This window comes from Streptomyces sp. NPDC000229 (genome assembly GCF_040300825.1).
Lineage (GTDB): Bacteria > Actinomycetota > Actinomycetes > Streptomycetales > Streptomycetaceae > Streptomyces.
The window spans coordinates 62,305-83,782 of the sequence record NZ_JBEPEL010000023.1; the positions used below are offsets into that span (position 1 = coordinate 62,305).

A 21,478-nucleotide genomic window follows, 5' to 3' on the forward strand; every position below is an offset into this window, starting at 1 on the left:
CCCACACGCTGGCGGCCATGTATACGCACACCGACACTCACGATCTGCGGCACCACGGTGACGCGGAGGTCCGGGACGAGAAGCTGACCGATCTCGCGGTCAATGTCCGGACGAACACCCCGCCCGACTGGCTGCGGGAACGCATCGCGGCCTCGCTGACCGGGCTTTCCGCCTATCCGGACGGGCGGGCCGCGCGGGCCGCCGTCGCGGCGCGGCACGACGTGCCGCCCGAGCGGGTGCTGCTGACGGCGGGGGCGGCGGAGGCGTTCGTGCTGCTGGCGCGGGCGCTTCCGGCGCGGCGGCCGGTGGTGGTGCACCCGCAGTTCACCGAGCCGGAGGCGGCGCTGCGGGACGCGGGGCACCAGGTGCGGCGGGTGCTGCTCCGTGAGGAGGACGGGTTCCGGCTGGACCCGGAGACGGTGCCGGACGACGCCGACCTGGTGATGGTGGGCAATCCGACGAACCCGACGTCGGTGCTGCACCCGGCCGCCCTGCTGGCGCGGCTGGCGCGGCCCGGGCGGACGCTGGTGGTGGACGAGGCGTTCATGGACGCGGTGCCCGGTGAGCGGGAGACGCTCGCGGGTCGGACGGACGTGCCGGGTCTGGTGGTGCTGCGCAGCCTCACCAAGACGTGGGGCCTGGCCGGGCTGCGGATCGGCTACGTACTGGCCGATCCGGCGACGGTGACGGCGCTGGAGCGGGCGCAGCCGCTGTGGCCGGTGTCCACGCCCGCGCTCGCCGCCGCGGAGGCCTGCATGTCGCGGGTGGCGCTGGCGGAGGCGGAGCACGCGGCGCACCGGATCGCGGTGGAGCGTGCCCATCTGCTGGCCGGGCTCGCGGAGTTCGACGAGGTGCGGGCGGTGACGGCGGCGGAGGGTCCCTTCGTGCTGGTCCGCATGGCGGGTGCGGACGTGGTGCGGCAGCGGCTGCGGTCGCTGGGGTTCGCGGCGCGGCGGGGCGATACGTTCCCGGGGCTGGGGCCGCAGTGGCTGCGGCTCGCGGTGCGGGACCGGGTGACGACCAACCGGTTCCTCCAGGCCCTGGACCAGGCGCTGGTGATGGCGGGGCACGCGGAGGGCCGCTGACGCGTCACCCGATGTTGGCGGCCACCATGAGGGCGATGATGCCGAGCAGCGCCAGGACGAACACCGGGAGGGCGAGAACCTTCGCGGACCAGTCGACCAGGCTCGTGGCGGCTGCTCGCTGTTTGCTGTAGAGCCCGGGGGACGAGCGGAGGTCGTAGCGCGCGACGGTGACGAGAATGAGCGAGACGAGCGCCAGGACCAGGCAGATCACCAGGTCGCGGGTCGACTCCTGGGCGAGGTGACTCCGGATGTTCACCCAGGTCTCCCCCGCTTGCGGCAGCCGGGCCGCTTCCAGGGCCGCCTTGACGCCGAGTGCCAGCGAGGCGACGGCCAGCCCCAGGGCGGCGACGGCGACCGCCGGCGCGCGGAAGGCCTTGAGGCCGGGAGACGGGCGGCGGGCCGTGGACCCGGTCCTCTCGTGGCCGGGGCCGTGCGTCCCCTCGGGCTTGCGGGAGCCGGTCCGGGGTGCCTCGTGGCCGGGGCCGTGCGTCCCCTCGGGCTCCCGGGAGCCGATCCGGGGTGTGTGGACGACGACGGTCGGCGTCTCGCCCACCGGTGGGTCGCCAGGCGGCCTTTTCGGGAGGTCCACGATCACCGTCGGTGTGCCGTCGGGCCGCTCGGCAGGCGGCTGGGGCTGCCGTACCTCCGCCTCGACGCGGATGACCACGTGCCCCACGATGCCCTTGAGCACGAGGTCGCCGCTCAGCTGCCCGGGGGCGGCCGTGTCGACGGTGACGTCCAGGCCGTCTCCCGACCGGGCCGCGTGCAACCAGTCGCTCCGGGTCTGCGGTGTGCAGCTGCGGGCGAGCGGCGGGCCGAGGAGGCGCACGTGCTGCTGGGGCGGGACCGCGTGCTGGTCCACCGCGTCGAAGCGGAGGGTGGCCGGATCGGGGGTGATCCGGATACCGCCGAGGGCGCGGTTCGCTTCCTTCGCGACGGCCTGGATGTCATTGCGGGCGACCTCTTTGAGCGCCTCGTAGGCCCCTGCGGCGATGGCCGGGTCCGTGTGCTCCAGGCGGGTGCGGAGCTCGGTGACGGCGCCCAGCCGGGTGAAGACCTCCTCGCCGGCCAGCGCGTCCCGCAGCCGTGGGGGAAGGGGTGCCGGGACGATCCGCCGCCGGTCGCTGCGCGCGAGGTACAGGTCGCCCCGCAGGTCGGACTTGCAGCTGGGGGTCTGATTCCGGTTCTCGCGCTGCACCCGGTCGAAGACGTAGTCGTACAGCTCGTTGAGGGAGACCTTGCCGTCCTCGTTCCGGTCCGCCTCCCCGGTGGCGAGGCCGGAGACCAGGGCGTTGGTGAAGACGGACGGTTTGGGGTCCGCCTCGTCGGCGAGCCGGGCACCTTCGAAGGCGTACTGCATGGAGTCGGAGGCGGTGACGACCGCCCATCCGCGTCCGCCGCCACCGAGCTTGTCACCGGCGAAGTTCTCCAGCACATGGGCGTCACCGGCCGCGCGGGCGACCGTGCCGGGGGAGAACGCGCCGCCGTAGCAGCAGTCCAGGAACAGGACGGTGGTGCGCGCCCGGGTGTCGGCCATGCAGGTCTGGACGAAGTCGGAGGCGACGCCGGTGGCCTTGAGGCGCTTCGGGCGGGTGTCGGGGGCCGCGAAATACAACTCGCCCGATTCGCTTTTCAGGCCGTGGCAGGAGAAATGCAGCAGCAAGGTGTCATCACGCCTGCGGTCCGCGAAGAAGTCCTCGATACGCATACGGATGACGTAGGACGGCTCATTGCGCACGACTTGAACGTCGAAGCCGCCGATTCGGGGGTCGCCCAGGACTTCCGCGAGCGCCTCGGCATCCGCAGCGGGCGACGTCAGCTTCTGCAGGCCGCCCTCCTCATAATCGTCGTTGGCGATGATCAGGGCGTGCCGCGATTCTTCGTCCATGACTGCGCCTCAGGCTATGCCTCGACGACGGAATGCCGTTTGATGAAGGTGTCCAAGGCCTCCGCCACTTGTTCCGGCGTGGCTTCGGAGAGTTCGAGCACATCGCCGTCCATGGTCAACCGCATGGTCGGGCGCGCTTCCTGGAACCGGGCCCACCAGCCGTGGAGTACGGAGGCGACCTGTCGGATGGCGGTGACGGACTGCCCGAGGGTGACGAGCAGCGCTCCGATCTCCACCACTCCGATGGCCCGTGCGCCGGGGGGAATTTCCCCTGCGGGAATGGCTTGGACGTCGTCGACGTCGAGTTGGAGAAGTTCCTGACGAAGATAGCCGGTCAGCCTGTCGACCCGTTCGGGATCGGCCCCTTCCTCGGAAAGGTGAATCTGCAACTGCTTTTCCATGGAAGCCCCCTTCTCTCTGGTCAGGGGCGAGCGTCCCTTTCTTCCAGTCTGTGCGTTTCCCGGCACCTCCGCAAGAATCACCGGGTGCCGCACGGTGTTCCCCCCGGGAAACACCGTGCGGCCCGTGTCAGCCGCGTTCGCGGGCCGCGCGGGCGCGGCGGGTGAGGGTGAGGGCGCCCGCGCCGGCGGCGAGGAGGGCGAGTGAGCTGCCCGCCAGGTAGGGCGTCGGCGAACTCCCGCCCGTTTCGGCGAGGTTGGCCTCCGTCGGTTCCCCGGCCGACTGGGCCTGGACGCCCGCGGGCCTGGTGCCGGCTGGCTCGGCGTCCGCAGGCTTCGGCGGGGCCTTGGGGGACTCGCAGGTGGTTTCGGCCAGCGTGACCGTCCCGGTGACGTCCGCGACGTTCGCCTTCAGCGGGTTCACCGACACCTTGAGCGCCAGGGCGGTGGCGGCGGCGGTACGGGAGGTGGTGCGCGTCGTGGACAGGTCGAGCGTCACCTCGCCGACGCCCCGCACGTCGACCCTCGTCGGGCCGCCGGCGGTGAGGGTCACCCGCTTGCCGAGGACGGTGACGCGGCCGAGGAGGTTCGCCTCGGCGACCGGCTGCTCGCCGGCCTCGCAGACCGCGCGGGAGGTGACCTCCTCGACCTCGATCAGCGACAGCAGGGGCAGGCCGGGGACGTGGAGCCTGGCGTGGGCGAGCCGGGTGTGCCCTTCCGCCCGGCGCTCGTCGGCGGTCGCCTTCGCGGTGGCGACGTCGGCCCTGAGGACGCTCACCGGCCTGCCCTGCTCGACGCCGTCGAGGGTGACGGTGAGGGCGGTCCTGTGGGCGCTCGCGGGCGCCCGGACCTCGTTGAGCGTGGCTCTGAGCGGCACCTTCACGGTCTCGCCGAGCAGGGAGACATCCAGGTCGGTGCGGAGGACGACCGCGCTCGCGCGCCCCTCTCCGCCGCCGGTGGCATGCGCCGCGGGCGCGGCGAGGAGCACGGGGCCGGTGGTGAGCGCCGCGGCGACCGCCGCGGCGGCGACGACGCGGCCGCGGGCGGGCAGGCGCACGGTGTTGCTGTTCACAGTGGTGGAACCCCCACGGGAGCAAGGGCGTCGCCGACTGGGGCCCATGGGGAACACATGAGCGGCGGCGACGCGGGACACCGGAATCTTTACGCACGGAGAGTGAACTGGCGGCGACCCGACGCGAGTTCACCCCAAAGTGGGGTTTCCGTTCCCATATTCGAATCTTTCGGCACGGAAGTTCGCTTCCACCCCCTCCGCCGCGCCGCGCGGAGAAAAGTGTTCAACGACGAGCAGCGGCCGGTCGTCACGGGGCGTCAACATCGCGCCGGATTGCTTCTCGCACGGCCGTGCTTTAAGTTAGGGCAGCCTAACCTAAAGAGATCGGGACAAGAGTGAGCATCGAGGTCTACCGGGACACCTGGGGCATCCCGCATCTCCGCGCCGCCGACGCGCACGAGCTCAGCCACGCGCAGGGCCGCACCACCGCCCTGGACCGGGCCTGGCAGCTGGAGGTCGAGCGGCACCGCGCCCAGGGCACGACGGCCGCCTTCCTGGGCCCCGAGGCCGTCGAGTGGGACGTCTTCGCCCGCCGCGCCCGGCTGGCCGACACCGCCCGCCGCTGCTTCGACGCGCTCGACGAACCGACCCGTACATGGGTGTCCGCGTACGTGGACGGGGTCAACGCCGGGCTCGCGGCCGGCGCCCGCCGCTCCCCCGAGTTCGCCGCCACAGGCCTGACCCCCGGGCGGTGGGAGCCGTGGACCCCGCTCGCCGTGTGGCTGTCCACGCACATCCTGTTCGCGGGCTTCCCCACCAAGCTGTGGCGCGACCACGTCGCCCGCCGGCTCGGCGAGGAGTACACCGAGCTGTTCGCCACCGACGCTCCCGGCACCACCGGCAGCAACGGCTGGCTGGTGACCGGCGACCGCACCGCCACCGGAGCCGCGCTCATCGCGGGCGATCCGCACCGGTTCATCGAGGCGCCCGGCGTCTACCAGCAGATCCGGCTGGCCTGCCCGGAGTTCGACGTCGTCGGGCTCGCCGTCCCCGGCGTACCGGGCCTCGCCCACTTCGGCCACACCGGCACGGTCGCCTGGGCGATCACCAACGCCATGGCCGACTACCAGGACCTGTACCGGGAGCGGCTGCGGCGCACCGACGGCGGCGAGGTGGAGGCGCTGGGGCCGGACGGCTGGGCGCCCGCCCGCGCGCACACGGAGACCGTCGAGGTGAAGGGCGCCGAACCCGTCGCCGTCGAGGTCGTCGAGACCGAGCGCGGACCGGTGATCATCGACGGCCCGGACGAGGCGATCAGCCTGCGCTACCCGCCCCGGGTCACGCGTGAACTCGGCTTCGCCACCCTTCCGGCGCTGCTCGCCGCCCGCACCGTCGCCGACGTGGACCGGGCGTTCGACACCTGGGTGGAGCCCGTCAACGTCGTCCAGGCCGCCGACACCGGGGGCGGCACCCTCCACCGGGTCGCCGGGCACGTCCCGCAGCGCCACCGCGACAACCGGCTGCGCACCGTCCCCGCCTGGGAGCCCGGCCACGAGTGGCACGGGGCCCACGACCCGATGCCCCGCGAGCCGGTCGACGGCGTGGCGGTGATGGCGAACGCGCGCGGGCTCGCGACCCCGCTGGGCGTCGAGTTCGCGCCCCCGCACCGCGCCGACCGCATCGCCCGGCTGCTGGACGCGTCGAAGAACTGGACCGCGCCGGAGATGGCGGCCGTCCACACGGACACCCTCCTCCCCTCGGCCCGCCCGCTGCTCTCGCTGATCGCGGCCCTGCCCGACCTGGGCCTGGAGGCGCGGGAGGTGCGCGACCGGCTGCTGTGCTGGAACCGCCGTATGACGGCCGACAGCATGGACGCGGCGCTGTTCGCGGCCGTACGCGGTGCGGTCGTGCGCCGCATCGCCCGGCACCCGGCGCTCGCCGTGCTGGCGGAACCGCCCGCGTACCCGGCGCTCTTCCAGCCCTGGCTGGCCCTGGTCCCGCGCGTCGCCTACGCCCTGGAGACGCTGCTGACCGGCGGGCCGGTGCCGGAGGCCGACCGGCTGGCAGCGGTCCGCGCCGCCCTGGAGGAGGTGGCCGCGGCCCCTCCGGCGGAGCCCTGGGGCGCCACGCACCGCCTCGCGCCCTGGGCGGCGCTGCCCGACGCCGACGACGAGTGGCCCGGCCTGGACGGCGACCACGACTGCGTCCTGTCCACCTCCAGCGTCCCGGGCGTCACCGACCTCAGCGCCCGCGGCCCGGCCGCCCGCTACGTCTGGGACCTGGCGCGGCGCGAGGACAGCCTCTGGGTGGTGCCCTTCGGCGCCTCGGGCGTCCCCGGAGACCCGCACCGGCGCGACCAACTGCCCCTGTGGCTACGGGGTGAACTCGCCCCCGTCGTCACCGACTGGAACCAGCTCACCGAGGAGCGCGAGGAACACCATGAACACCGCTGAGTGCGTGTACGAGCAAACCGTCGACGGCTTCGGGACGGCCCGCCTCGTCCGCGTCGACCCGGCGCGTGACGCGGAACTGCTGCACGGCTGGGTCCGCGAGGAACGCGCCCGGTTCTGGGGCATGCGGGAGGCGACCGTCGACGACGTACGGGAGATCTACGGGCACCTCGACTCGCTCACCACGCACCACGCGTTCCTGGCGTACCGCGACGGCGAGCCGGTCGCGCTCTTCCAGACGTACGAGCCGGAGGCCGACCGCGTCAGCGAGTGCTACGACGCCCGGCCGGGCGACATCGGGGTCCACCTGCTGATCGCGCCCACGAGCACGCCCGAGCGGGGCTTCTCGACGCGCCTGTTGTCCGTGCTGGTCTCGTACGCGCTGACCGGTCGCGAGCGGATCGTCGCCGACCCGGACGCCGCGAACGACAAGGCGATCGCGCTGCTGGTCCGCAGCGGCTTCGAGCCGGGCCCCGAGGTGATCCTCCCGGAGGTCGTGCTGCCCGAGGTCCACATCGCGGAGAAGCGCGCCCGGCTGCTGTTCCTCACTCGATGACGCGGCCGTTGACGATCACCCGCCGCGGCGCCGCGAGCACACGGACGTCCGCGCGCGGGTCCTGGTCGTAGACCACCAGGTCGGCCGGGGCGCCCTCCTCCAGGGCGGGCCGCCCCAGCCAGGCCCTGGCTCCCCAGGACGTCGCCGACAGGGCTTCCAGGGCCGGGATGCCGGCCCTGACCAGCTCGGCGACCTCCGCGGCGACCAGCCCGTGGGCCAGGGAGCCGCCCGCGTCGGTGCCGACGAAGACGGGGACGCCCGCGTCGTACGCGGCGCGCACGGTGTCGTACCGGCGCTCGTGCAGCCGCCGCATGTGGTCGGCCCAGCGGGGGAACTTGGCCTCTCCCCCGGCCGCCAGCCGCGGGAACGTGGCGATGTTGACGAGCGTCGGCACGATCGCCACACCGCGCTCCGCGAAGAGCGGGATGGTGTCCTCGGTCAGGCCCGTGGCGTGCTCGATGCAGTCGATGCCCGCCTCGACGAGGTCCCGCAGCGAGTCCTCGGCGAAGCAGTGGGCGGTGACGCGCGCGCCGAGCCGGTGCGCCTCCGCGATGGCCGCCTCGACCTCGGCACGGGGCCAGCAGGCCGCCAGGTCGCCCATACCCCGGTCCAGCCAGTCCCCGACCAGCTTGACCCAGCCGTCGCCGCGCCGGGCCTCCTGGGCGACGTACGCGACGAGGTCGGCGGGCTCGATCTCATGGGCGTAGTTGCGGATGTAGCGGCGGGTGCGCGCGATGTGCCGGCCGGCTCGGATGATCTTGGGCAGGTCGTCGCGCTCGTCGATCCAGCGGGTGTCCGCCGGGGACCCCGCGTCCCGGATCAGCAGGGTGCCCGCGTCCCGGTCGGTGATCGCCTGCTTCTCGCTGGTGGCCGCGTCCACGGCCCCGTGGGCGTCGAGCCCGACGTGGCAGTGCGCGTCGACCAGGCCGGGCATCGCCCAGCCCGTCACCGTCCTGATGTCCCGCGCGGCGGAGGAAGGCCGGTCGTAGGTGACCCGCCCGTCGAGCACCCACAGTTCGTCCCGTACGTCCTCCGGGCCTGCCAGCACCCGCCCCGTCACATGCAGCACCACGCTCATGTGCAGCACTCTACGAGGGCGGAAGTACGCTCGGCGGAGCAGTTCCGTACGTGAAGAGAAGAGAGCCCCGTGACGCACCCCCTCCTCGACCTGGCCCCGCTGACCGCCGACCGTTTCGCGGCCATCGAGCGGCGCGTGGCCGCGCTGCTGGCCACCGAGCAGGACGTGGTGATCACGCAGGGCGAGGCGCTGCTGCCGCTGGAGGGCTGCATCCGCAGCGGCGCGCGGCCCGGCTCCACGGCGCTCAACGTGGTGACCGGACCGTACGGGCAGACCTTCGGCGGCTGGCTGCGCGACTGCGGCGCGACGGTGGTGGACCTGGAGGTGCCGTTCCACACGGCGGTGACGGCCGACCGGATCGCCGAGGCGCTGGAGCGGAACCCGGAGATCGACTTCGTGTCGCTGGTGCACGCCGAGGCGGCGACCGGCAACACCAACCCGGTGGCGGAGATCGGCGAGGTGGTACGGGCACACGGCGCGCTGTTCTACCTGGACGCGGTGGCGTCGATCGGCGCCGAGCCGGTACTGCCGGACGCCTGGGGCGTCGACATGTGCATCATCGGCGCGCAGAAGGCGATGGGCGGCCCGGCGGGTGTCTCGGCGGTATCGGTCAGCACGCGCGCGTGGGAGCGGTTCGCGGCCAACCCGGCGGCGCCGCGCCGCTCGTACCTCTCCCTCCTGGACTGGAAGGAGCGCTGGATCGACGGCGGCCGCAGGGCGCTGCCGCACGCGCCCGCGCAGCTGGAGATGCTGGCGCTGGAGGCGTGCCTGGAGCGCATCGAGGCGGAGGGCCTGGACGCGCTGATGGCCCGCCACGCGTCCGCCGCGGCGGCCACCCGCGCGGGCGCGCTCGCCCTCGGTGGCGGCCTGGAGCCGTACGTGCACGAGACGAAGGACGCCGCCCCGGTGGCGACGACGCTGCGCACCCCGGCCGGGGTGGACGCCTCCGCCCTGGTGGCCGAGGCCCTGGCGGCGGACCCGTCGCTGCCGCTGGCGGCCGGTGGCGGGGCGCCGGCCAAGGAGATGGTCCGGGTGAACCACTACGGGGTGGACGCCGACCGGGGCGTGGTGGAGTCCTCGTTGGCGGCGCTCGGGTCCGCACTGGGCCGGGTGACCGGTGCGGCGGTGGACGTGGCGGGGGCGCGCCGGGCGGTCACCGAGGCGTGGGCGTAACCGCTCTCGCGGGCGTGACGGCCGCCGTGGACGTCCCTCCGGCCGCGTTCCGGGCGGCCAGGGCCCCGGCCGGGTTTCCCCGCCTGCTCCCGGGGCCGCTCCCGGGGCCGCTCCCGGCCGGGTGGACGGTGCCGCGCGGGGTGGCACCCGTGGCGGTCAGCGCGTCGAGCAGGGCCTGTACCGGCGGGGCGAGCGGCCGCCCCGCCGGGACGGCCAGGGAGACCGGGACCGTGAGGCCCGGCAGGGTGCGGAAGGTGATCCGGCCGGTCGGGGGCAGCTGCCCGACCGGGTAGAACAGGGTCCAGGAGGGCTCGGGGTGGGCGGCCAGCTCGGTGAGCGTGTCCTGGAGGGTGGTGAACGGCGGGCCGGGCGTCCAGTCCGGGAGCGCGGCCGTGACCAGGTCGTGGAAGGCGGGGTTGGCGGCGCGCGGGACGAGCCGCAGGGGCAGTCGCGCCAGCCGGTCGAGGCTCGGTGCCTCGTCCTCGTCGAGTCCGAGGGCCGCCGCGTGGGAGGCGGGCAGCGCGGCGATCAGCGGGTCGGCCCACAGCGGGTGCAGGGCCACGCCGTCGGCCCGCCGCACGGTGCGGACGAGGGCGGCGTCGAACGTTCCGGAGCGTACGGCCGCGAGGCGGGCCTCCTGGGGCGCCCGCTCCAGGCGTACGCGCAGTCCGGGCCGGCGGGCGGCCAGCATGTCCAGGGCACGGTAGACGCGGTCGGCGAAGGCCCGGGTGGTGCCGAGCCGTACGAGGCCCTCCGTCCCGGCGGTGATCCCGACGGCGGTGGCCCGGACCCGGGCGGCCGCGGCGAGGGCGGCGCGGGCCTCGGGCAGCAGCCGCTCGCCCGCGGCGGTGAGCCGGACGTGCCGGGCGGACCGGTCGAACAGCCGCAGCCCCAGTTCCCGTTCCAGGCCGGCGATCTGCCGGGTCACCGATGCCTGGACGGTGTGCAGCCGCTCGGCGGCCCGGCCGAAGCCGAGCTCCTCGGCGACCGCGACGAAGTACTCCAGCTGACGCAGCTCCACTCCTGGCCCCCACCCATCGCCGTTGCTGATCACTGTGCCGGTCAACCGCTTCCCTGCCCGGTCTTCTTCCCATGGCGCCGCCCGGCGTACGCACATGTACGCACAGGTACGGGCGGAGAGGCCGGAACGACTCAGCCGGCGGGGGCCGCGACGGAGCCGGCGGCGAAGCCGGAACGTCACCGGAGTGGCGTAAGAGGAATTCACAGGGAATACTCGGGGGAATTCTTGGCACTGATACAGGGCGGGTATCTTCCCGCATTCTTCTGCCCCGTTTCCCGGATCTTAAACACACAGATTTCATAAGGACTCGACGGGCAATTCGGGCAGGCGTCAAGCCGGTTACTCCTATGTGATCGACTCCACATCGCGCCCGCTTTGCCCGTAAAAATCCGGGCAAAAAGCGGCGATCGGCCGACCGTCCACGTTTGAGCTCGCGCCCGCGCGATAACACAGGTCAGGCGCTCACCCAACCCCTCACCCCGATGCAATTTCAGAAATTGCTGGGTAAGTTCAATCCGCATGACCGCCGCACAAGCAGACCTTGCAGGTGCCCGAAACGAATTCCACCGACCGGCCGCACCGGCCATCGGTATCGACACCCCCCGAGTGGAGGACGGAGCCGCGATATGGCGCATTGCCCGCGACTCCGAGGTCCTGGACCTCAACTCCTCGTACAGCTATTTGCTGTGGTGCCGTGACTTCGCCTCCACGTCCCTGGTGGCACGCGGCGCCGACGGAGTGCCGATCGCCTTCGTGACCGGGTACATCAGGCCGCAGCGCCCGCAGACCCTCGTCGTCTGGCAGGTCGCCGTGGACCAGGCGCACCGGGGCCGTGGACTGGCCGGTGTGCTGCTGGACGCGCTGACCGCGCGCGTGGCCGGACAGGGCGTCCACACGGTGGAGACCACCATCACCCCGGACAACGCCGCGTCCGACCGGCTCTTCACCTCCTACGCGGAGCGCCGGGGCGCGTCCCTGGAGCGTGAGGTCCTCTTCGACGGGGGGCTGTTCCCCGAGGGGACGCACGAGCCCGAGGTGCTCTACCGCATCAGCCCGATCGCCTGACGCCGGACCGCCGACGCCCCGATCGCCTGATGCCGGTCACCCCACGCCGGTGACCTGCCGCCGGTCACCTGCCGCCGGTCACCCGGCGCCAGTCACCTGGCGCCGGACGTCCGACCGCCCGACGTCCGGTTGCCCGACACCGGTCGCCCGGCATCCACTCGCCGCACGCCTGAACGCCGCCTGACACGCACGCCTGAGACACCCCCACCGAGGAGACGAACCGCCGTGACCATCACCCCGCCCGCCCTGAGTGTCTTCGAGACCCTGGAGTCGGAGGTGCGCAGCTACTGCCGCGGTTGGCCCGCCGTGTTCGACCGCGCGCAGGGCGCACGCCTCACCGACGAGGACGGACACAGCTACCTCGACTTCTTCGCCGGCGCCGGCTCGCTCAACTACGGCCACAACAACCCCGTCCTGAAACGCGCGCTGCTCGACTACATCGAGCGGGACGGCATCACCCACGGCCTCGACATGGCGACGACCGCGAAACGGGCGTTCCTGGAGTCCTTCCAGAACGTGATCCTCCGGCCGCGCGACCTGCCGTACAAGGTGATGTTCCCCGGCCCGACCGGCACCAACGCCGTGGAGGCCGCGCTGAAGCTGGCCCGCAAGGTGAAGGGGCGCGAGTCGATCGTGTCGTTCACCAACGCCTTCCACGGCATGTCGCTGGGCTCGCTCGCCGTCACCGGCAACGCCTTCAAGCGCGCCGGGGCCGGTATCCCGCTGGTGCACGGCACGCCGATGCCGTTCGACAACTACCTCGACGGCCGGGTCCCGGACTTTCTCTGGTTCGAGCGTCTCCTGGAGGACCAGGGCTCGGGCCTGAACAAGCCGGCCGCCGTGATCGTGGAGACCGTGCAGGGCGAGGGCGGCATCAACGTCGCCCGGCCCGAGTGGCTGCGGGCGCTGCGGGAGCTGTGCGACCGGCAGGACATGCTGCTGATCGTCGACGACATCCAGATGGGTTGCGGCCGCACCGGTGCCTTCTTCTCCTTCGAGGAGGCGGGCATCACCCCGGACATCGTCACCCTGTCGAAGTCCATCAGCGGCTACGGCCTGCCGATGTCGCTGTGCCTGTTCATGCCGGAGCTGGACGTGTGGGGCCCCGGTGAGCACAACGGCACCTTCCGCGGCAACAACCCGGCCTTCGTCACCGCCACCGCCGCGCTGGACACCTACTGGGCCGACGGCCAGATGGAGAAGCAGACCATCGCGCGCGGCGAGCAGGTCGAGCAGGCGCTGCTGGCCATCTGCGACGAGAACTCCGCCTACGGCGCCCACTACCGGGGCCGCGGCCTGGTCTGGGGCATGGAGTTCAGCGACAAGTCCCGCGCCGCGGCCGTCTGTGCCCGCGCCTTCGAGCTGGGGCTGCTGCTGGAGACCTCGGGCCCGCAGAGCGAGGTCGTCAAGCTGCTGCCGTCGCTGACCATCACGCCCGACGAGCTGGACGAGGGGCTGCGGACGCTGGCCCGCGCGGTCCGCGAAACCGCCTGAATCTTTCCCGTACGAAAGGAAGTTGCACCACCGTGATCGTCCGATCGTTGAAGGACATCGAGAACACCGAGCGCCATGTCAAGGCGGCCTCCGGCACCTGGGAGTCCAAGCGCATCGTGCTCGCCAAGGAGAAGGTCGGCTTCTCGCTGCACGAGACCGTGCTGTACGCCGGGACCGAGACCTCCATGTGGTACGCCAACCACATCGAGGCCGTGCTCTGCGTCGAGGGCGAGGCCGAGCTGACCAACGACGAGACGGGCGAGACGCACTGGATCGAGCCCGGCACGATGTACCTGCTCGACGGCCATGAGCGCCACACCATGCGCCCGAAGACCGACTTCCGGTGCGTGTGCGTCTTCAACCCTCCTGTCACCGGACGGGAGGACCACGACGAGAACGGTGTCTACCCGCTGCTCACCGAGGAGGGCTGAACCATGACGATGACCACGACCACGACCACGAGCACGACTGTGCAGGACCTGTACCCCACCCGGGGCGCGTCCGAGGTCGTCACGCCCCGGCAGGACCCGGTCGTCTGGGGGCCGCTCACCCCGGAGCTGGAGTCGTTCGAGCGTGACGGTTTCCTCGCCGTCGACCAGCTGATCACCGACGACGAGGTCGCGGTCTACCGTGCCGAGCTCGACCGGCTCGTCTCCGATCCGGCGATCCGTGCCGACGAGCGCTCGATCATCGAGCCGAAGTCCCAGGACGTACGGTCGGTCTTCGAGGTCCACCGGATCAGCGAGGTGTTCGCGCGGCTGGTGCGCGACGAGCGTGTGGTGGGCCGGGCACGCGAGATCCTCGGCTCGGACGTGTACGTCCACCAGTCGCGGATCAATGTGAAGCCGGGCTTCGGCGCCTCGGGCTTCTACTGGCACTCGGACTTCGAGACCTGGCACGCGGAGGACGGGCTGCCGCGGATGCGGACCGTGTCCGTGTCGATCGCGCTGACCGAGAACTACGACACCAACGGCGGCCTGATGATCATGCCGGGGTCGCACCGGACGTTCCTCGGCTGTGCGGGCGAGACGCCGAAGGACAACTACAAGAAGTCGCTGCAGATGCAGGACGCGGGCACCCCGTCGGACGAGGCGCTGACGAAGTTCGCCGACGCGCACGGCATCCGGCTGTTCACCGGCAAGGCGGGCTCGGCGACCTGGTTCGACTGCAACGCCATGCACGGCTCGGGCGACAACATCACCCCGTACCCGCGCAGCAACGTCTTCATCGTGTTCAACAGCGTGGAGAACACGGCGGTGGAGCCGTTCGCGGCCCCGGTCCGGCGGCCGGAGTTCATTGGAGCGCGGGACTTCACGCCGGTGCGCTGAGCCCTACGGGCCGAGTGACCATGGGCGGAGCTGAGCCCCGCGGGCTGAGCGGGAATACGTGGAGGGGCGGGACCCGGGTGGGGTCCCGCCCCTCCACGTGGCCGTCAGCGGTGGCGGAACCAGTGCGCGGCCTGGCCGGCCGGGGTCGCCGGGGGCCAGGGGGTCGGCGGTGGCGACGTTGTTCTCCAGGGAGTCGTCATGGGCGAGCGTGTGCGCGTACGCCGTCTCCGCGACCAGCACCGGCTTGCTTAGGCGGGGAGGAAGCCGCCGCGGTCATCCTCCCCACCGAGCTGGTACGCCGCGATCGGCGTGAGCCGCGGGGATCACCCGGCCAGGGCCGGATAGTCCGTGTAGCCGCGGTGGTCGCCGCCGTAGAAGGTGGCGGTGTCCGGGGTGTTGTACGGACCGTTGGCCTTGAGCCGGGCCGGCAGGTCGGGGTTGGCGAGGAACAGGGCGCCGAACGCCACCATGTCGGCCGTGCCGTCCTCGATCAGCGCGAGGTCCTCGGCGCTCGTCGGACCCTCGGTCGCCGGGTTGAGCACGAGGGTGCCGGAGAACCGCTTGCGCAGGGCCAGGGTGATCTCGCGGGAGTCCGGGGAGCTCTCCAGGACGTGCAGGTAGGCGATCCCGAGCGGTTCGAGGGCCGCCACGAGCGCGGTGTACGTCTCCTCCGGCTCGGGCTCGTCGATGTCGTTGAACGGGTTCCCGGGCGAGATCCGCAGGCCGGTGCGCTCGGGGCCGATCTCCGCGGCGACCGCCTTGACGACCTCCACGGCGAAGCGGATGCGGCCCTCCACCGAGCCGCCCCAGTCGTCGGTGCGGCGGTTGGTGCCGGGGGCCAGGAACTGGTGGATCAGGTAGCCGTTGGCGCCGTGCAGCTCCACGCCGTCGAACCCTGCGGCCACGGCGTTGCGGGCGGCGGCCACGAAGTCCGCGATGGTGTCGCGCACCTCGGCGTCGGTGAGCTCGTGCGGGGTGACGAACTCCTTGGGGCCCTCGGCGGTGTAGACCTGGCCCTTGGCGGCGACAGCGGACGGGCCCACCGGGCGGAGGTCGCCGGGCTGGTCGGCGAGCAGGTCGGGGTGGCCGATGCGGCCGGAGTGCATGAGCTGGGCGAAGATCCTGCCGCCCTTGGCGTGGACGGCGTCGGTGACCCTGCGCCAGGCGGCGGTCTGCTCGTCGCTGTGCAGACCGGGGGTGTCGGGGTAGCCCTGGCCGACCGGGGAGGGCTGGACGCCCTCGGTGATGATCAGGCCGGCCGAGGCGCGCTGGGCGTAGTACTCGGCGGTGAGGTCGGTCGGCACCCGCCCGGCGCCGGCCCGGCTGCGGGTCATCGGGGCCATGGCGATGCGGTTGGCGAGCTGCGTACCGGACAGGTCGATGGGGTCGAAAGCAGTGGTCATCAGAAGGCTCCCAGAACGATATGTGGTCGGCCAAGCATTTCTGCCTGCCGCCACTGTAGCGCATTCATTGGCCGACCAAGGTAAAATTGGTGACATCATCCGGACACCCCGCGAGGAGCCCCCCGATGCCAGCCCCCGACCCCACCGCGCCGGGCTCCGAGCCCGCTGCCTGTACCGACGCCCTGCCCTCCGCGGCGCGTGGCGGTCCCCTCAGCCACACCCTGTCCCGGGTGGCCCGGCTGCACCGTATCGCCGCGGGAAAATTCCTGAAGGCGGCCGGGATCTACCCGGGTCAGGAGTTCGTGATGATGTACCTCTGGGACGCCGGGCCGGTACGCCAGTCGGAGCTGATCAAGGCCGTGGACCTGGACCCCTCGACGGTCACCAAGATGCTCCAGCGCCTGGAGCAGTCCGGGCACGTGCGGCGCTCCCCCGACCCCGCCGACCGGCGGGCGGTCCTCGTCGAGGCCACCAGTGCCAGCTGCTCGCTGCACGACCAGGTGAGCGGCGCCTGGAGCAGCCTGGAGGAGCACACCCTCGCCGGGCTCGACGCGCCCGAGCGCGCCGAGCTGGCACGGCTCCTGGGCAAGGTCGAGGCGAACCTCTGCAAGGCGACCCTGGGCTGCCCCGGGGTGGCCCCCGGGTAGGCCCGGGCAGCCGCTCGGAAGCCGCTTCGGCGGCGGCTCAGGACAGCACGTCCAGCGCCCGGTCCACGTCGGCGGCCGAGTTGTAGAGGTGGAAGGCGGCCCGGAGGTTGCCGGCCCGGGCGGAGACGACGACGCCCGCCTCCGCCAGCGCGGCCTGCCGCGCGCCCAGCCCCGGGACGGCGACGACGGCCGAGTCGCCGGGCACCGGGTGGTGGCCGAGGCGGACCAGGCCGTCCCGGAAGCGGGCGGCGAGCGCCGTGGCATGGGCGTGCACGGCGTCGACGCCGATCTCACCGAGCAGCGCCAGTGACTGCTCGGCACCGTGGTACGGGAGGAAGGCGGGCGGCTCGTCGTACCGGCGGGCGGTGTCGGCGAGCCGGACGGCCGGACCGTACGGGTCCTCCAGGTCCTCGGCCGCGAACCAGCCGGCGTGGATGGGCACCAGGGACTCCTGCGCCTCCTCCGTGACGGTGAGGAACGACGCACCCCGCGGGCACATCAGGAACTTGAACCCGCCCGTCACGGTGTAGTCGTACGCCCCCGCGTCCAGCGGCAGCCACCCCGCCGACTGCGTCGCGTCGACGAGCGTGCGGGCCCCGTGCGCGGCCGCCGCCTCCCGAACCGCGGCCATGTCGGCCACGCGCCCGTCCGCCGACTGGACGGACGAGAAGGCCACCAGCGCCGTCCCCGGCCGTACCGCGTCCGCCAGGTCCTCCAGCGGCACGAACCGCGCCTTGAGGTCGCCGCGGACCGCGAACGGCGTGATCAGCGAGCCGAAGTCGCCCTCCACGAACAGGACCTCCGCCCCGGCCGGCAGCGAGCTCGCGATCAGGCCGACGTGCACGGCGACCGAACTGCCCACGGCCACCCGGTCCGGGCCCACGCCCGCCACCGAAGCGAAGCCGCGCCGCGCACCGTCCACGGCCTCGAAACTCCCCGACCCGCCCGCGGTCCCCGCGGCGAGCCCCTCCGCCAGCGCGGTCACGGCGGCCACGGTCCGGCGGGGCAGCAACCCACAGCGGGAGGTGTTCAGATACGTCTGCGCGGGCGCGAACTCGCCGCCGCCGAGAGGAGTTTCCATGCCCCTACCCTGAGCCGCGCGCCACGGTGAGGTCAACAGGCGCCTTCCACGTCACAGGTCGCCGCCCCGGCGCCGACCGGCTGGATCACCCGGTCCTGCCAGGCCTGCTCCAGCGCCTGGGTGAAGACCTCGGCGGGCTGCCCGCCGGAGACGCCGTAGCGCCGGTCGAGGACGGAGAACGGCACGCGCCCGTGGCGCCCAGTCCGGCCGCCTCGCGCTCATCGGCCCGTACGTCGTCGGCGTAGGCGTCCTCGTCGGCCAGCACGCCGCGCACCTCGTCCTCCGCCAGGCCCGCCTCGGCGCCGAGCCGGACGAGCACCTCGGGGTCGAAGACGGACCGCTCCTCGGCGAAGTTCGCCCGGTAAGCCGGGTCGGATGGCAGCGAAAGCGAAAGGCTTACCTGTACGCCAATACATGGTGCGTGCTGTGCGGTCGACAGGCGAATGTTGCGGACCATTGGCCGTTGAGCCGTAAGCAATTGACGGCAAAAGGTGAGTCAATGCCTGATACGCCAAAGCGCTTGAGGCCGTTGTGCGCTGCCTGTCACAGCAAGGAAACGGCCATTCATCAGCCGGGCGGGTGGGCTGCCGAAGGCCAAGCCGAAGCTAAATGACATTCCACCGTTCTGATATGCACCGCCTTTCCAGCCTACCCCCCTGGGGGTGACCCCCTCCCGGCCTTGAGATTTACCGGCAGGGAGGCGAAACCCTAGCCCCGCAACTGGGGGCGTTTGCGCGGACTGGAGTACCGCCCTATTCTGAAGAAGAGTCAAGGCTCGGAGGCTCACCATTCGGCAGCCTCCTCAGCTCCAATTCATCCCTAATCTGCTCTGCAATGAACTTGAATGCGCCTGCCTGCTTTTCCTGAGCCTTGGTCGACTTCTTTGCCTCTTCGGCCATGACATGAGTACTCCACTCCAGAGACTCCCTATCAAGACCGGTGTTGCGCTGCACCTCCAAATCGATAACGTAAGTCAAAGTATCAACCTTGCCAAACGGACCATACGCGTCGACCGTCACCGTGTAAAGCAACGGAAGATCCGATTTGAAAAACTTGAATCCGGCATCAAGGTTGAAGAGAAGGGTTCGCTTCGGGGGGAGCGTTGGGATTTTTCGCGTGATCGCGCGGTTCAGGGTGGCATCATGTTGTTCTCCCTGAGTAGTTTTCAGGGGCGGGTCTACCGTGATTCTCACATCACGCGCCAACGTTGGGCCAATGTTCTCGATGGAGAAAACCAACAGCGAAGACCCAGGTACCCGACTCCTGATGTCCACAATTACGTACGGCTCCGCCTGCTCGCGCTGGGATTTTTCCGTAAGCGCGTTAGCTCTAGCGGCTGCCGCTGTCTGCCTATGACTGTAAACGAAGGTTGTGACTGCCGTAGGGACAGAAATCACCAAGGCGATGAGCGCGATGACTGATGAGGCATCCATGCCCTCGATCTTAGAGGCCACTGCCGATAGAGTGCCTCATGAATGACAAAACTGCGAGGCGGCACCCTCTTCCGTCCGCGCGGCCACTGCTGCCCTGTGACGGGCCAGCTAGTAGCCGAGCATTATCGAGTCAGCGAGCGAACCGGCCGCCGATACCTCGTAATGCTGCATGACAGAAAGCCCCGCACCCGCTGCCTAATTGGTGGCCGGGTACGGGGCTGTCGTGTTTTCAGGCCCTTTCTGGGGCGGGCCCGGGGCTCTTCGGCATGGCGACCACTCTAGGTAACACCGCGTCGGCAAGCGTGCCCGCTGTCATGTGATGTGTCCGAATTTCCAGGGTGCAGCCGGCGCGAATTTCCGATACACGCCGTGACGCTGCACGCTAGGACCGCTCGACCTCCGCCATAAGGAGCCGGAGCGTGAGCGAATGCTTTTCCGGAGGCAGTGAATCGAGCGCCGCCCGCGCGTATGCGATGCCGCCGCGTGTATCGCCGGAGCGAGCGAGCATGAGACCCCGATGCATTTCAAGATGAGTGACGAACCGGGGGAGTTCTGCGGGCAGTTCTCGGCGTGCTGCTTTCTGAGCCTCTACCGCTGTTGTCTCGTCGCCAAGTCGCGCAGCGAGCAGTGAGATAAAGACGTTCATGCGCCACCACGGCACCGCATAGTCAGAGGTCTGCTCATACGAACCAGCCTTGTCGAAGATCCGCCGCCCGTCGCCCATGAGCTTCCGTGCGGCTTGGTGGTCCCCCCGGATTGCTGCGGCGTGCGCCTTTCCCATGATCGCATTTAGCAGGCCAAGGGACGGCTTATCACTGATCGACATGGCTTGGTCCGCGAGCAGGTCCGCAACTCCCAGCGCCGCCCCCTCATACCCAAGGGCGATTGCAGCGCGACCCCGGACCCAAACGCGCGCATCGTCGTCGCCGGATTGGTCGGCCGATTCCGCTGCGAGCCGATACCAACTCACTGCCTTAGTGCCGTCCGACCCCGGAAACGTCTTTGCGTAAAGGGTCATGAAGCGGGACGCCACGGACCACAGGCGCGGAGTGTCCAACTGTTGTTGAATTACCACGAGTTCGCGGGATACCCGGCGCTGAATGTCGGCAGCGCCCAGACTCATGTACTCCGTGCCGTACTCGGACAGCTTCCCTTCCCAGTCATCCACGGACGGGCCGCCATGAAGCCGGGCAGCGAATCCGGCGCTGAGAAGATCGGACGCAACCACAGGCGCTATGGCGGTGGCTGCCACGTCAGACAGAAACGTACGGCGTTTCACTTCACCCTCAAGGATCGCTAGGGGCACGTCTAGGACGGCTGACAGGCACCGAAGGTAGAAGGACCCCGGCACCACCTTGGAACGCTCCCAGCGGCTGACGTACTCCCGGTTGAGCCCCGTTCCGAAAGCCTCGTTGATCTCGTCTGCTAGTCGCCCTTGCGACCATCCTCGCGTCTCGCGTAGGTCTCTGATCAATACCCCGATGGCCATAGGTCCATCTTGCCCCTATGGCTGCCCACAGTCAGCCCAAGAACCCTTGTTCGGGGCCTACTTGCCCCTAGCCGTGCCACTAGGTGACAGGGTGCCAGGGCGAGACCATCACAGGGTCACAGAGCGCCATGTAGATCATTCCGGGACGGACGTCGCAGCGAAGGACCCCCGACGATGGATCAGAAGCCCGCTTCCCCTTACAACTACGCCGAGGAACTCGCCGCGCTGATCGAGTCTGGCGGCTTCTGGCGACTGGCCCCGGAATCGGTGCCGAGGACCGGTTACGCCGACCACGTTTCGCGCGACACACTCAAGGCGATTGAGGCCGGGCTCAGGGAGGGGCTGTGAGCGCCACTGAGACGCCCCGTGAGCACCCGCCGCAGTGGGAGCCGGGCGAGACAGCGAGAGACACCCGTACGGGGCGTGTGGGGCGTGTCATGGGGCACGTCGGGCCGTACTACCAACTGCGCCCGCTGAACGGGGGCAAGGAGTGGGAAGCGGAGCCCCATGACCTTGAACCTGCCTACCAGTCGGACGCTATGAGTGCCCGCGTTGCCCAAGCCAACAGTCGCTGGGGGTTGTGATGGTGCGCGTGCTGCCGGACACCAATCCGCATCGGCTGAAAGTCGGTTCCATTGTGTTTGACACCCGGCGAGAGATGCCCGCGCGGGTACACGACATTCGCGGTTCGCGGTTCTATCTCGTTCGTCCCGGGGGTCAGCCGTGGGAAGTCAGTTGGAGTGCCGTCCGACCCGCCACTGAGCGCGAACGCCTACAGCTCCGCGCACTGGTCATCCATCTGCGGACACGCCAAAAGGGCTTGAGTCGCACCTAGTTTTCGTCCCTGCCGGACGTATCCGCCGGGTGGTCCCACAGC

19 protein-coding genes and 1 pseudogene are annotated in these 21,478 nt (G+C 71.0%); 10 read left to right on the plus strand and 10 right to left on the minus strand.

The genetic code is table 11. The annotated features are described in order from the left end of the window. Positions 1-17 precede the first annotated feature (17 nt). Entirely contained in the window at positions 18-1,085 is a 1,068-nt protein-coding gene (gene cobC, locus ABT360_RS14755) for an Rv2231c family pyridoxal phosphate-dependent protein CobC (protein WP_351815061.1), read from the plus strand. 4 nt (positions 1,086-1,089) lie between these two features. On the opposite strand, the gene ABT360_RS14760 is transcribed toward cobC, so the two are convergent. The 3 genes from ABT360_RS14760 to ABT360_RS14770 form a co-directional block, all read right to left on the minus strand. Further along, on the minus strand, positions 1,090-2,973 hold the full coding sequence (locus ABT360_RS14760) for a caspase family protein (RefSeq protein ID WP_351815019.1): 1,884 nt from the start codon (positions 2,971-2,973) through the stop codon (positions 1,090-1,092). Positions 2,974-2,987: 14 nt separating this feature from the next. Beyond that, positions 2,988-3,374, minus strand: coding sequence for a hypothetical protein (locus ABT360_RS14765; protein ID WP_351815021.1), 387 nt, complete (start codon positions 3,372-3,374; stop codon positions 2,988-2,990). A 127-nt stretch (positions 3,375-3,501) separates the two neighbouring features. Further along, complete coding sequence (locus ABT360_RS14770; RefSeq protein WP_351815023.1) at positions 3,502-4,443, minus strand: SCO1860 family LAETG-anchored protein; 942 nt, start codon at positions 4,441-4,443, stop codon at positions 3,502-3,504. 335 nt (positions 4,444-4,778) lie between these two features. Between ABT360_RS14770 and ABT360_RS14775 the strand changes: the two genes are divergently transcribed. Continuing rightward, entirely contained in the window at positions 4,779-6,836 is a 2,058-nt protein-coding gene (locus tag ABT360_RS14775) for a penicillin acylase family protein (RefSeq protein ID WP_351815024.1), read from the plus strand. Continuing rightward, the gene (locus ABT360_RS14780; RefSeq protein ID WP_351815026.1) at positions 6,823-7,389 is read left to right on the plus strand and encodes a GNAT family N-acetyltransferase; all 567 of its coding nucleotides are present in this window, start codon (positions 6,823-6,825) and stop codon (positions 7,387-7,389) included. Before ABT360_RS14775 ends, ABT360_RS14780 begins: the two co-directional genes overlap by 14 nt. Here the strand turns inward: ABT360_RS14780 and ABT360_RS14785 are convergent. Further along, positions 7,379-8,467, minus strand: a complete 1,089-nt coding sequence (locus ABT360_RS14785) for an amidohydrolase family protein (protein WP_351815027.1) — start codon at positions 8,465-8,467, stop codon at positions 7,379-7,381. The genes ABT360_RS14780 and ABT360_RS14785 overlap by 11 nt on opposite strands. Positions 8,468-8,536: 69 nt before the next feature. Here ABT360_RS14785 and ABT360_RS14790 point away from each other — a divergent pair, with 69 nt between their 5' ends. Continuing rightward, positions 8,537-9,640 carry a pyridoxal-phosphate-dependent aminotransferase family protein gene (locus ABT360_RS14790; RefSeq protein WP_351815029.1) on the plus strand — a complete coding sequence of 368 codons (1,104 nt, stop codon included), beginning with the start codon at positions 8,537-8,539 and terminating at the stop codon, positions 9,638-9,640. Here the strand turns inward: ABT360_RS14790 and ABT360_RS14795 are convergent. Beyond that, complete coding sequence (locus ABT360_RS14795) at positions 9,621-10,661, minus strand: LysR family transcriptional regulator (protein WP_351815031.1); 1,041 nt, start codon at positions 10,659-10,661, stop codon at positions 9,621-9,623. The genes ABT360_RS14790 and ABT360_RS14795 overlap by 20 nt on opposite strands. A gap of 519 nt (positions 10,662-11,180) precedes the next feature. Between ABT360_RS14795 and ectA the strand changes: the two genes are divergently transcribed. From ectA to thpD, 4 genes are all read left to right on the plus strand, one after another. Then, positions 11,181-11,726, plus strand: coding sequence for a diaminobutyrate acetyltransferase (gene ectA / locus ABT360_RS14800; RefSeq protein ID WP_351815032.1), 546 nt, complete (start codon positions 11,181-11,183; stop codon positions 11,724-11,726). Positions 11,727-11,951: 225 nt separating this feature from the next. Continuing rightward, the gene (ectB, locus tag ABT360_RS14805) at positions 11,952-13,220 is read left to right on the plus strand and encodes a diaminobutyrate--2-oxoglutarate transaminase (RefSeq protein WP_351815034.1); all 1,269 of its coding nucleotides are present in this window, start codon (positions 11,952-11,954) and stop codon (positions 13,218-13,220) included. A 32-nt stretch (positions 13,221-13,252) separates the two neighbouring features. After that, positions 13,253-13,651, plus strand: a complete 399-nt coding sequence (locus tag ABT360_RS14810; RefSeq protein ID WP_344364670.1) for an ectoine synthase — start codon at positions 13,253-13,255, stop codon at positions 13,649-13,651. A gap of 3 nt (positions 13,652-13,654) precedes the next feature. Further along, complete coding sequence (gene thpD / locus ABT360_RS14815) at positions 13,655-14,548, plus strand: ectoine hydroxylase (RefSeq protein ID WP_351815036.1); 894 nt, start codon at positions 13,655-13,657, stop codon at positions 14,546-14,548. A 323-nt stretch (positions 14,549-14,871) separates the two neighbouring features. Here the strand turns inward: thpD and ABT360_RS14820 are convergent, their stop codons facing one another. Continuing rightward, on the minus strand, positions 14,872-15,951 hold the full coding sequence (locus ABT360_RS14820) for an alkene reductase (RefSeq protein ID WP_351815038.1): 1,080 nt from the start codon (positions 15,949-15,951) through the stop codon (positions 14,872-14,874). A 125-nt stretch (positions 15,952-16,076) separates the two neighbouring features. Between ABT360_RS14820 and ABT360_RS14825 the strand changes: the two genes are divergently transcribed. Further along, entirely contained in the window at positions 16,077-16,598 is a 522-nt protein-coding gene (locus tag ABT360_RS14825) for a MarR family winged helix-turn-helix transcriptional regulator (RefSeq protein ID WP_351815040.1), read from the plus strand. Positions 16,599-16,635: 37 nt separating this feature from the next. Here the strand turns inward: ABT360_RS14825 and ABT360_RS14830 are convergent, their stop codons facing one another. The 4 genes and pseudogenes from ABT360_RS14830 to ABT360_RS14845 form a co-directional block, all read right to left on the minus strand. Next, on the minus strand, positions 16,636-17,679 hold the full coding sequence (locus ABT360_RS14830; RefSeq protein ID WP_351815042.1) for an aminotransferase class V-fold PLP-dependent enzyme: 1,044 nt from the start codon (positions 17,677-17,679) through the stop codon (positions 16,636-16,638). Between the two features lie 32 nt (positions 17,680-17,711). After that, positions 17,712-18,046, minus strand: a pseudogene (locus ABT360_RS14835) (DsbA family oxidoreductase); the annotation flags it as partial. 385 nt (positions 18,047-18,431) lie between these two features. Continuing rightward, positions 18,432-19,133, minus strand: a complete 702-nt coding sequence (locus ABT360_RS14840; RefSeq protein WP_351815044.1) for a hypothetical protein — start codon at positions 19,131-19,133, stop codon at positions 18,432-18,434. Between the two features lie 361 nt (positions 19,134-19,494). Continuing rightward, positions 19,495-20,601, minus strand: a complete 1,107-nt coding sequence (locus ABT360_RS14845; RefSeq protein WP_351815046.1) for a helix-turn-helix domain-containing protein — start codon at positions 20,599-20,601, stop codon at positions 19,495-19,497. A gap of 174 nt (positions 20,602-20,775) precedes the next feature. Between ABT360_RS14845 and ABT360_RS14850 the strand changes: the two genes are divergently transcribed. Next, a complete protein-coding gene (locus ABT360_RS14850) occupies positions 20,776-20,949 on the plus strand; it encodes a hypothetical protein (protein ID WP_351815048.1) in 174 nt (57 codons plus the stop codon). Positions 20,950-21,478 lie beyond the last annotated feature (529 nt).

Excerpts from the sequence above, each read along its gene's own strand:
- cobC (WP_351815061.1), top strand. The coding sequence starts at position 18 with ATGTATACGCACACCGACACTCACGATCTGCGGCACCACGGTGACGCG.
- ABT360_RS14760 (WP_351815019.1), bottom strand. The coding sequence starts at position 2,973 with ATGGACGAAGAATCGCGGCACGCCCTGATCATCGCCAACGACGATTAT.
- ABT360_RS14765 (WP_351815021.1), bottom strand. The coding sequence starts at position 3,374 with ATGGAAAAGCAGTTGCAGATTCACCTTTCCGAGGAAGGGGCCGATCCC.
- ABT360_RS14780 (WP_351815026.1), top strand. The coding sequence starts at position 6,823 with ATGAACACCGCTGAGTGCGTGTACGAGCAAACCGTCGACGGCTTCGGG.
- ABT360_RS14785 (WP_351815027.1), bottom strand. The coding sequence starts at position 8,467 with ATGAGCGTGGTGCTGCATGTGACGGGGCGGGTGCTGGCAGGCCCGGAG.
- ectA (WP_351815032.1), top strand. The coding sequence starts at position 11,181 with ATGACCGCCGCACAAGCAGACCTTGCAGGTGCCCGAAACGAATTCCAC.
- thpD (WP_351815036.1), top strand. The coding sequence starts at position 13,655 with ATGACGATGACCACGACCACGACCACGAGCACGACTGTGCAGGACCTG.
- ABT360_RS14820 (WP_351815038.1), bottom strand. The coding sequence starts at position 15,951 with ATGACCACTGCTTTCGACCCCATCGACCTGTCCGGTACGCAGCTCGCC.
- ABT360_RS14825 (WP_351815040.1), top strand. The coding sequence starts at position 16,077 with ATGCCAGCCCCCGACCCCACCGCGCCGGGCTCCGAGCCCGCTGCCTGT.
- ABT360_RS14830 (WP_351815042.1), bottom strand. The coding sequence starts at position 17,679 with ATGGAAACTCCTCTCGGCGGCGGCGAGTTCGCGCCCGCGCAGACGTAT.
- ABT360_RS14845 (WP_351815046.1), bottom strand. The coding sequence starts at position 20,601 with ATGGCCATCGGGGTATTGATCAGAGACCTACGCGAGACGCGAGGATGG.
- ABT360_RS14850 (WP_351815048.1), top strand. The coding sequence starts at position 20,776 with ATGGATCAGAAGCCCGCTTCCCCTTACAACTACGCCGAGGAACTCGCC.